Annotated in this window: 7 protein-coding genes and 1 pseudogene; 2 read left to right on the top strand and 6 right to left on the bottom strand. The window is 40.7% G+C overall.

The window, feature by feature from the left end; all coding sequences use genetic code 11:
- Positions 1 to 201: pseudogene (locus H6H03_RS40970) on the bottom strand (hypothetical protein); the annotation flags it as partial.
- 319 nt (positions 202 to 520) lie between these two features.
- Between H6H03_RS40970 and H6H03_RS38030 the strand changes: the two are divergent.
- The gene (locus H6H03_RS38030; RefSeq protein WP_190960165.1) at positions 521 to 1,249 is read left to right on the top strand and encodes a hypothetical protein; all 729 of its coding nucleotides are present in this window, start codon (positions 521 to 523) and stop codon (positions 1,247 to 1,249) included.
- 110 nt (positions 1,250 to 1,359) lie between these two features.
- Here H6H03_RS38030 and H6H03_RS38025 read toward each other — a convergent pair whose 3' ends face one another.
- Positions 1,360 to 6,123: a hypothetical protein gene (locus H6H03_RS38025; RefSeq protein WP_190960164.1), complete on the bottom strand. Its 4,764-nt coding sequence runs from the start codon at positions 6,121 to 6,123 to the stop codon at positions 1,360 to 1,362.
- Positions 6,124 to 6,159: 36 nt separating this feature from the next.
- Here H6H03_RS38025 and H6H03_RS38020 point away from each other — a divergent pair, with 36 nt between their 5' ends.
- Entirely contained in the window at positions 6,160 to 6,711 is a 552-nt protein-coding gene (locus tag H6H03_RS38020) for a hypothetical protein (protein WP_242058212.1), read from the top strand.
- Positions 6,712 to 6,790: 79 nt separating this feature from the next.
- On the opposite strand, the gene H6H03_RS38015 is transcribed toward H6H03_RS38020, so the two are convergent.
- The 4 genes from H6H03_RS38015 to H6H03_RS38000 all read right to left on the bottom strand — a co-directional run bounded on the left by H6H03_RS38015 (position 6,791) and on the right by H6H03_RS38000 (position 10,139).
- Positions 6,791 to 7,174, bottom strand: a complete 384-nt coding sequence (locus H6H03_RS38015; protein ID WP_190960163.1) for a hypothetical protein — start codon at positions 7,172 to 7,174, stop codon at positions 6,791 to 6,793.
- Between the two features lie 195 nt (positions 7,175 to 7,369).
- The gene (locus tag H6H03_RS38010) at positions 7,370 to 7,780 is read right to left on the bottom strand and encodes a hypothetical protein (protein WP_190960162.1); all 411 of its coding nucleotides are present in this window, start codon (positions 7,778 to 7,780) and stop codon (positions 7,370 to 7,372) included.
- A 1-nt stretch (position 7,781) separates the two neighbouring features.
- A complete protein-coding gene (locus H6H03_RS38005; RefSeq protein WP_190960161.1) occupies positions 7,782 to 8,981 on the bottom strand; it encodes an AIPR family protein in 1,200 nt (399 codons plus the stop codon).
- Positions 8,982 to 9,170: 189 nt separating this feature from the next.
- A complete protein-coding gene (locus H6H03_RS38000) occupies positions 9,171 to 10,139 on the bottom strand; it encodes a hypothetical protein (RefSeq protein ID WP_190960160.1) in 969 nt (322 codons plus the stop codon).
- Positions 10,140 to 10,254 lie beyond the last annotated feature (115 nt).

Raw genomic sequence — 10,254 nt, 5'->3', positions numbered from 1 at the left:
GGCTTCTGAACCACCCGACATAGTAATAATCTCTCCATTACGGTATTCATGACGTTCTGGGCTGGTTTGTTCGATTGCCCGATACTCGTCTAATGTCAGGCGAGTTCTTACTATATCTGAGGAGCTAGTTTCAGCAAAGACCACAATTAGACCTCTTAAATAATTAGCCCTAACACTATTATCTGTAACTGGAGAAAGAATTAGCAAAACTCGTAATGCTTTCCCAGTGACTACTGCACCGCTTCGTCTTGCGCTATCAACGATCTGCCGATTACTGACGATTTTCAATAGCTCCCTCAACCGTCCCTTTAAAAGCCTTTCGAGCCAGCTTGACGTAAGGGAGATCCTTAAAATAAATCCCCAGCCTTGGTGGTTTTGAGTGGGCTCCTGTCGGTTATTCGTTTTAATACTGGAGTTTGGATTTATTTCGGGTTTGTGCCTAACCAGCAAAACCTAGAATTTAAACCTCAAATATAGTACATTAATACTATAAAACATATTGCTGATTAGAGCTAAATACATGAGGCAAGTAGTTAGACAAATTAAAGAGCGTAGCAAAATCGAAATTGAATTAAATAATATCAAATATCAGCTTTGGAGATTGGACGACTACGAATATGCAAAGCTTAGAAAGAATAGCATTCCAATCAAAGAAGATTACACACTCTATAAGCAACTTTATTCACCATACCGTAGGGACAAGGATAAGCTCAGTTTAGGAAAATCATTTGTTATCTTAACGTGGTTACTTGGAGAAAGTAGTGATTACTATGATGATTGGAAAGGCTCGTTCTATTTCCCGTTATTACTCGTAATTAAAAAAGAAAGAGACAATTTATTTTATTTGCTGAAAATTTACGACCATCGTGGTTCGCTTGATTTTGGTTTATACAAAATTTCGGAGAATGAACTGAAGGATCACAAAAATGATATATTACATGAGCCGTTTTCTGAATTCTCTCGGCAGGAAATAAATTCTTTTTGGAGTTATTTTTATGGTTATATGCTTGGACTATCTCAGAGCATGAAACTGTTTATCTCCCCTTTACCATTCATCAAAAGAGTTGATTCTAATCATATTATTTATGGTTTTAAAGACCGTGATTTTTTTGAGGAACAGTATAACTCAGAATCAGAATATCATGCAGCAATTCAAAGTTATAAATCATCAATTGATGTTAGTACTTGGAATTCACAAAAGATGAATCTTATGTTGCAAGATATTACTAGCAAAGTAACTGAAAATTAGGAACGAGCATATATATAAAGTATAAAGGATTTGGCAAGATTGCTCACAATATTTCACCTACTGCTTGCCTGTTGTAGTAACTTGCTGTCCCAGGTGTAAAGTCCTAAGTTTTACCTTTGCAACCCTGTTGCCTGTTTTTGACTTTTTTCTAAAACTTCATCAAGTTTGCTATTAGCACTCTCGAAAGAGTGCAAAACTTGAGGAGTAACTTTGTTGATCTGCACTTGGCCAGATTTGACAACTAGAATTTGTTCGCCGTTTTTGTGAGCGATCGCCAAGTCTTTCTGCTCTTCGTTCAACATCAAATCGTAAACTTTACCTTGAACACGAGCAGTACCATCATCCGCGCTCTGACCTAAATTTGATGCCAATTTTTGAGAAATTTGGGCAATTCGGCTGACTGTATCTTTTTCCATTGCGGCCAGGGCTTTTGCTGATAATTGATTAGTAACTTTGAACTCCAATGCAATTTCGACAATTCGTTGCTTGTAGGCTTCTGGCTTACTTAAATTATCAGCCGTAATGTACCACGAGCGCAGATGGTCGATGGTTACAGTTTGAGTCTCTTGACTGGGGGCGGCTTTTAGATCGGCCGTAGTGGTTTGTGGTTGTGGCGTTTGGGCTGATGTCTGAACCTGTAGTGTACTAACGACTGGCTGTGGTGGTTTCAAATGCTTTGGACGGTCAGGCAGCGATCGCACTTTCTGTTGATACTGTTCTTGGGATTCAATCACTTCTCCAAATTTTTTGGTCATCAACCCAAATACTGGTTTAGGGATGGATGAGTTAGACAAGTTAAAAACAGCCAGTCCCTTCTTCGTTTCCAGTGGGACTTCCTCTGGTGGCACTTGGGAAATCGCAATGTTTTTGTCAGTAAGCCACTTAGTTACAGCTTCCACCTTATGATTGTCCACCACCAGTTGGGTTAGTGCCAACATTTTATCTTCTGGTGTAGCGAACAACATTGTAGGTCGCTCTTTAATTTTGTAGAGGATTGAGGAAGTTCTTTCTATTGCTGTTAGTTGTTCTCTCTTGACTTGTTGCGTTCTAAAAACCTGACTCTCTTTTGTCCAAACTTCAGGATACTCAACTGTAGCGGGGTCGATTTTCACAATCATTGTTGTTGAGATATTACTTTGCAATGTGGCTGTTACTGGAGTCAGTCTCCCAAAATTCAAAACTCCCAATTGTTTGAGAGCTTCTTTATCTTTTTTAAAATGTAACACTCCAAGCGGTTCCCCATCCAGAAATACTGCATCTCTTGTTTTCAATGGTGGCACTTCTAAGCTGACTTTCCTATATTCAGTGTCACGAAAAATCTGACCTTTATAATCATAAGAATTAATCTTATCAATCTTCAGCAAATTGCCATTGGGTGATTCAGCAATTAAAAACGCATATTTTTTACTGTCGGAAATAGTTGTTAGTTTTAAATTGAGGGGATTACCATCTTTAATATAATTAAATGCTTGAAGCTGTTTGACGGAATCAGTATCTAATTCTCCCAACACTTTACCATCCAACTTAATTTTTACTGTTTCATTCGGTACTGCTACTGTCCCAATAGATAACATCACCTTTTGAGAGTGGAAAACCTTGTCGGCGTGAGCAAATTTCTTAATTTCTCTGATAGTAAACTCTATTGGCTCATTGCCTGGAAGAGAAATTGTGGCGGAGGCTGTGTATGTTTCCCCTGGCAACACATTAGCCATCGCCTTTGTACCGATGGGTAATTGTCCGGTTCTCGGCTCTAGTGGTGCAAATTCTCTATATTCACCATCGTTATCTTGTACAAATACTAACCTCGAAGCGTAGCGTTCGTGACCCATTGGATGGTGTGATGCCCTAATCTCAATTGGGTATTTCTCATCCCGATTCCAAGTTTTATCCTTGAAGTTGTTCGCCTCATTCCCTAGAGTCCCCACTCTTAGCTCGGTAAATTGCAGCTCATTTAGCCGGGATATGATTTCATCGCCAAACGCTGCGAACACAAAGTTGGAAGTCTTTTTCTGGATAGAGCTTTTATCTGACTGTTTATCTTCTAGTTCATCCTGCCGAGCTGCCCCAACATTCCACACCGCTGCCGCCGCTGACAATCGCTCTTTTTCTGGAATGCCAGCGCGAAATTCTTCAGCAAACTTATAAGCCTGCGAAAACATTAGTTTGGTTTGCCCTTTGGTTAGTTCAGGTCGAAATTCAACTACCTTGGCGTTACTGGTTGTCATCCCAGGTTTGAGGTTGTTTTCCTCCACTGACTGTGGGCTGACAGTTCCCAGTTTCCTGTAGTTGGGCTGACCGCCATCGTCAAGCTCGTTGTCGATTTGCGCGTTCGCCACTAATTTTGAGGAGTGCTTGTCTTCAACCAGCTTCAGGTTGATAGTTTGTGCTTTCCAAATACCGGGATGCCCATAGCGAAGGAGGTTTGTAACTTCTAACTTCATCCCCTGCTGCGTTTGGATGACAGCTGATGGCCCTTTTTCTGTTTCTCGCCGTCGCTCCATTGCTACTGCGGCGTTGAATAATTTGTCGAATTCGTACTTGGCAGCGATCGCGCTAAACCTCTGCTGCGGTATGAACTCAACACCGTTAAACAAATCGTGAAACTGAACTATGGGGCGTGATTGAAGAAGTGAAGAGTGAAAATATTTATTTGTTTGATTGATTAATAATTCTACTGGTGAGTAACCGCTTGTTGTAATGCCACTATTTAAATAAGCTGTGGAAGATTTTTTATCTTTAATATAATTAACATCTCGGTACAAATAGCGGTTATTTTCTCTAATTAAACTCATCTCAGGTTTTTTAGAACTTTTGAATAAATCTACTGCTATTTGATTTTGATAACAACCTGATTCAATCATACTACGATACTTTTTGCGGTTGATGTCCATCGCTTGGTCGATGATTTGAGGAGTTCTTGGGGCTTGGGCTAGAGCTACAACAGATTGCATTAATGGTTTGTATTCTGCCGTAATTAGTTCGGGACGTTCTCCGTTTTCAACCTCGAACAATTTTAGATAGTGACAAGCTACTTTATCTAAATATTCGCATTTTTGTTCGGGTGTCCCATAAGTTTTTAATATTTCTATCTCCGATTCTAATGCTTCTAAAGTTGTTACCTGATTATTAATTACCCCCACGCTAATACTATCGCTCATGTGTATGGCGATTTCTTCAAATGGCGGTTGTCTAGCATCTGTCGGATCGTAAAACGATTGTTTCTTTAATTTCACAGTAGGAGTATAGGCATTTTCCGGCTGATTCCGGTACTCAGCTTCTGCTGTCAAGTTGGGGTATAAGCTTGCGCGTTCTACGCCGATACAGTCGCCATCGTAATCTCGTGCTTGCCGTTCTGATTCTGTTTGGGCTGGGTCTACTTCCGAGGTGTCTATTCCTTGTGCTTCTTGCTCGGCAATTCGTAGGCGTATTCGCTTGTGGTCTTCATCGTTGACTACGATAATACCTTCTAACGGCTCACCATCTGGACCTAGACGGTCATCAACAAGTTTATTAGTTGAAACGCACAAACCATTAGAGTTGAGAAATGGTGAGCGAAAGTTAAGAACCTTTTCTCCCTCATCCATCCAAGAAACACAAATTTCACCATTCTTCAGTTCCTTCGATGGAATAATCATTCCTCTGTCGAAAGTCAGAGTCCTTCCTAGCGCAATATCTCGCCACTCGCCCTGAACAAACTTAGCAAGTTCTTTCCTAACCTTCTCCGTTTCTAAAAGTTGATTGTGTCCACCAACTAAGTCAGCTTTGATGAGTTTATACATTAATAAATCATCTGTTTTAGACTTTTCATCAAAGTCATCATTGATTTCAAATTGTTCTTCGACTTCATTCCCAGCGAGCAATTCTGGCTGTTCAAGAACTGAACCATCAGAAACTCCAAAAGTAATTTGCTCTTGTGAAGAATCTTTTTGGTTTTCAGTGAAAGCCTTACGTTTCTCGTATTTCTCACAGTAAAGTTGAGCTAGTTTCCTGGGGTCACTTTGAGATTCTGCCAGCTTTTGGGCTTGGGCTTCTAGTGACTCAGCAAAGTCTTTAATGCCTTGGGGAAATGATGCCAGTAGTTGCGAGATTGCTGTTTTACCTCGTTGTGATTGCGACTTAGAGCCTAGCCAAATTTTCTGCCTGTAAAGCCCTGGTTCAATTTGTGGTTTCAATGGGCCACCAGGGCGATCCTTGTCTGTGCCTTTGAAGCTGGAGAGGGGAAGGATGATATCGATTTTGGGTTCATTATTTCGATCTGCATATTTTAACCTGTCTAATTTATTTGGTCTTAATGTCCCCTTACCAAATCTGTATTTAGTATCTTCACCATCAGTTTCTTTCCATCCAAAGCGATGCTGAATCACGCGATAACTTTTATCTGGCTGTTCTTGACGTTTAGTCAATTTGTCATAAACTTCGGTTGAGATTTGGCCATAGCAATCTCCTACCATTTTATACGCTAAATCATTTGATAATATATTCCCATTTTCTCCGTTATTATCATCTACAATCAAAATATTTAATTGTTCATGAATCGAATTTTGGCAAGCACCTAGAAAGATGGAACCATAAGCCCCCCGGTCTTTCCTATCTGGACAAAGTTTTTCAATTTCTGACAAACATTCTGGATGTCCGTACAGCAGCCTTGTTTTGGAAGATAGTAACAGAATCTGTCCATCTGGATGATTTTTTAAATCTGATGCTTTACTATACTCATCTATATGCCCAAATGAAAATTGTTTCCCAGAAAAGTAAAATTCTAATAGGGTATTATCTAGTTTTTCAGTTAAAATTGACTTGGGATTTTCTGTATCCCCGCCAGTGTGAATCCATTGATTTAGCCTGGCATCAAAATGTCTAAATTCTAGAGTCATTATTTTCAATAAAATTAAAATTTTCCGGAATTCAATATGTCAAAGACTATTAATATGTCCAGAACCAAACGCTGGCTCAACATGAATGGCAAAGAGTTCAATTCAGACGGAACTTTGAAGCTTCAAGCAAGGGAACAAATGTTAGCCCAAGGGATGACTGATGGTGCAATTGACAGTTATGCTCGTAGATCTAAACAAGAATTTGACGAATGGAAAAGTTTGGACGAAACCGATCCCGAACCCTGGCCTATCTTCACTGCTTTCGACTTTTTCACCGATGAAGAAAAGCGGCAGTTCAACCCTGACGGTACTCTTAAAGCCGAATATATCCAATCTGCTCTCAAGCAGGGAATTAGCGAGGGATGGCTGGAGGAAATGGAACGCCGGAAAAAGCTGGAAGTTGACAGCTACAATAGAATGTCAGCATCCCACGCACAACAAGGCATTAATTATGGAGCTTGGCTAATGCGCTCGCGCTCCTGTGCCAGCAGAACATATCTAGAACGCCGCGAACAAATGAAACAAGACTTGCGGAACTTTGAAGAACCAAGCTCACTGCCTTTTGATAAAGATACACCTTGGTTTTGACATAAATCTTTAGAATTTTAGGCAAGCTGAAAGTCTTGTCGTCACATGCTTTCAGCTTTTGTATTGCTCAATTTCTAAACTAGGGAGCCTGTCGTTCTATTGCAGGCGATGAGCTACGTTCCATCGTAGGCAATTGCACAATTGACTTGTTGCCAGCGGCGGCAAAGAACGCAAACATTCCTAAAATAGCGAAGGATGTAATAAAAACTTGCTGTACGGTGGCAAATACTGACTTATCTTTTTCCTTCTGGACAGCAATGCGATGGAGGTTCTGTTCATATAAGGAGAAATACAAATAATTCAAAACTTGTTCGCATAAGGCAGGGTCTTCTCCCTTTTGAACTTTTTGGCACAAGAGAATTTCTAATTGTTCTCGGCGACGAGAGCTTGTAGATAAATCGCGCTCGTCCCACAGTTTTACTTGAGTTGTATCTGAGAGCCTATCGATTCCCAATAAAGTCATAATTGTGTCCTGATGCAAGGAGTTAGTTGAGGGAACAGGTGCAATTGATTTCTCAACTACACCCTACTGTGCTTCTTGAAATATGGAACTCTATACCTAACTCAAGAAGTTTATATAGCCTTTCAAAAAAGAACTAGCTACGTCAGTACTGATTTTTTCAGTACTGACGTAGCTAGGAAAATTAGCAAATATATGTTAGATTTGCCATTCCAAATCTTCAGTTGGAGATGGAGATATAACCTGTGCCTTGGGTGAAGGTTGGGGTGTATCCGCAGAGAGTGGATTTGTGCCGTCTTGAAATATTTCCTGTCCTAGAGTCCGCCCATCGCCATCAATGTCACTACTCAAAAAATACTCCAAAACTTGCGACGGCGCACCATCAATTGCTGCTTGTGCTAGTAAGGATTTGACAAACTGGGGAGATGCTTCACTATTAGCCAAAACTTTCAATGTCTGTTGTGCATCAGGGATGGTCATTTTGGAGATATCCTTTACCCCAGCTTCCTCCCAAACATCCCCAAAATACTGGCGATATTGCTCATTGAATTGTTGCTCTTGGGCGAATCGTGCTAATTCTTGTACTTGTAATTGTGTATTTTCTGGCATATTAATTCGCTAATTTCAGTTCCTCACGCTTGTTGTTGTTTGAGCTAACCATCGCCAGCAACTGTTGATTCAGGTAGCTTTGGGCACAAACGTAGAGGTTATCCCAAATTACAGGATTGCGGCAGATTTTACTCCCAACTGTATTTCCTGCCAACTTCTCCGACACCAAGTATTTTTTGTAATAGTTATTCCACAAATGTTGTAGAAAATCAAGAGCAAATTCATCAAAAGGTATTATCCAGTTGTAATTCTCATCCAAAAACACCCGATAGGCAGCAACGATGGGCATGGCAATATCAGCCGGCGCACCAAAGCCAAATGAATAGCGGCTGTCGGGCAACAGCGTACTCTTACGTGCATCAATAGAGGCTAGGTCAATAGTTCCTTTCTTTCTGGGGTTGGTGATGTGTTCTTCGATTATTTGAAATAACCTTTGCTCAATCCACAGCCCTTTGGGCAGTAGTGGTAGCAACTTCGATAGTCTTTGTCTTTCGGTATCACTTAAAGAAGGATTATTGCTGACAGGGGGGTGTTTGCCTTTACTTTTATTAGGGTTGTATTTATTCCTGTCGAGACAGTTCATCAACTTTATCAAATGGTTGACATTGCACTGTGGACTTTTGGGCGCACCACTTTGGTTTTGATAGTAGGCAATGCGGAATTTAGTTTCTTCCTCCATCTCCAGTTGGGCTAAAAACTGCTTAATGAATTTGTAATCACCTCTAGCGTTTACCTTTGAACGGGCATCCACTGGGGCTGAGGTGTTGGATGCTAGAGCGATGTCTTTGGCTTCATCTTCACTTAACCCAATATGAATTGTGACTTTGACTCTGGCTAGAGAGAGGTCATACTTGTTTGCTCTAGCTTGCTCAAATGCTAAAACTGTGTGTCCCCCGTTAATGATGCCATCGTTACCACCTTCATTGGACTGTAGTATCTCTAGCTCTAGCTCAGTCTTGTTTTTCGGTTTAACCTTGTTAACACACAGTACAATTCCACCATGTCGCTCGAAGAATCTTTCGGGTTCGCCCGTCAGTGAGTCGTAGATTTGCTTGTATGTCGAGCTTTTTCGGTTGGGTTCTCGAATATTGGGTTCTAGGGGTAGGTCGGCTGGAAAACTATCTACATGGGCAGTAGCGATGATGCAGTTGGAATTTGCATTGATATATTGGTCTACTTTCAACGTCCAATTTTTCGGCATGTTTTTCCTTGATTCACAACAAAAATTCTCAATTTACTAATCATAAAGCAGCAATAATTAAGCTAATCGTCATTTGAATTGCATATGCGTGTTACTCCTTCCCCGCGTAAGAGCGTCTTTCTCAGGCTAAGGTGGGAGCAACGAGGTTTAGCGATGTTCGACAGAATCTCTGTCTAACATCAAGATTGCTTAGTTTAAGTTTTTTGAGTTCCTGGGAGATGGTTGGCGTAAAAACCCATTCTGGTGGAAAAGTTCTTTGATTGAAGCCACGCTAGTTTTCGGTGGAGCTTGATAATTATCTGGGAATAATTTCTGTTTGCGCTCATAGCCAAAATGTTCATCGAGCATTTTGATATAGTTAATATGCGCTGTCCACACATCAGCAATTCTATTTTCTAACCCTTGAGTATCAAGCCCTTTGGGAATTTGCACTCCACCATTCCAAACAATGGGGATGCCAGCGCTTTCAAAATATTGGGTTAACGGGGCGCGAATCAAATCCGCCGTTCCCCCGCAGATTAACACTTCATCCAAAACAGCCAGATTTTTCACCCATCTAATTATTGCTCGACAGTAATCATCAACTAAAGGTGGTAAGACCGAGTTAAATAACTTTAAATCTGACTCTACACCAGTTGGGGTAGCTTTACGTGAGATTGAACGCAGTGCATTTTGGTTGCCATTTTGCGCTTGCACCAGTAAGTGCGCTAATCGTAAATCATCCTTTGATAACCCAACAGCAGTACGCTCCACAAATTGGTGTACCAACCAACTCATCCCTAAATCTGTAGTTTCAAATTTAGCTAAGTTCCCTTTGGATGATAGTAAAAAACTGGCATTACGATAACCCAGCATCAGCAAGCCAATACTTTTTTTATCAAACTCACTACCTAAAGCACGACGACGGTACGACATAATCCCGCTTCCCTCTGGAGAAGTTGAAAAATTGAGTAGTTTCACTTTCAACTGACCATTAGGCGTTTTAACTCCTTTATTGAGTTTGCGGCTTAATGTGTTCCCTAAATCCTTGCCATCGGCAATTTCTCCTCCCGGCAGCAGCAATTGTGCAAAAGCCTCCATTGGTTGATTCAAACCCAACTGCCAAGTAGCTAACCAGAACAATCCCGCTATTTTTGGCAAACCATAGTGGAATTTCAACTCTTTGACCCGGATTTCTCACAAAGATATAAAAAAAAGGGGTCAAAAACTGCGAAAATGTATATAGGATAAGCATTTCAGCAGTTATTAAGCATGACCCCAGCATTTACAGATC

The sequence above is a fragment of the Nostoc paludosum FACHB-159 genome, from assembly GCF_014698835.1.
GTDB classification, from domain to species: Bacteria; Cyanobacteriota; Cyanobacteriia; order Cyanobacteriales; family Nostocaceae; genus Nostoc; species Nostoc paludosum.
The sequence above is the reverse complement of the archived record's forward strand: the minus strand, read 5'-3'. Positions and strand labels throughout refer to the sequence as shown.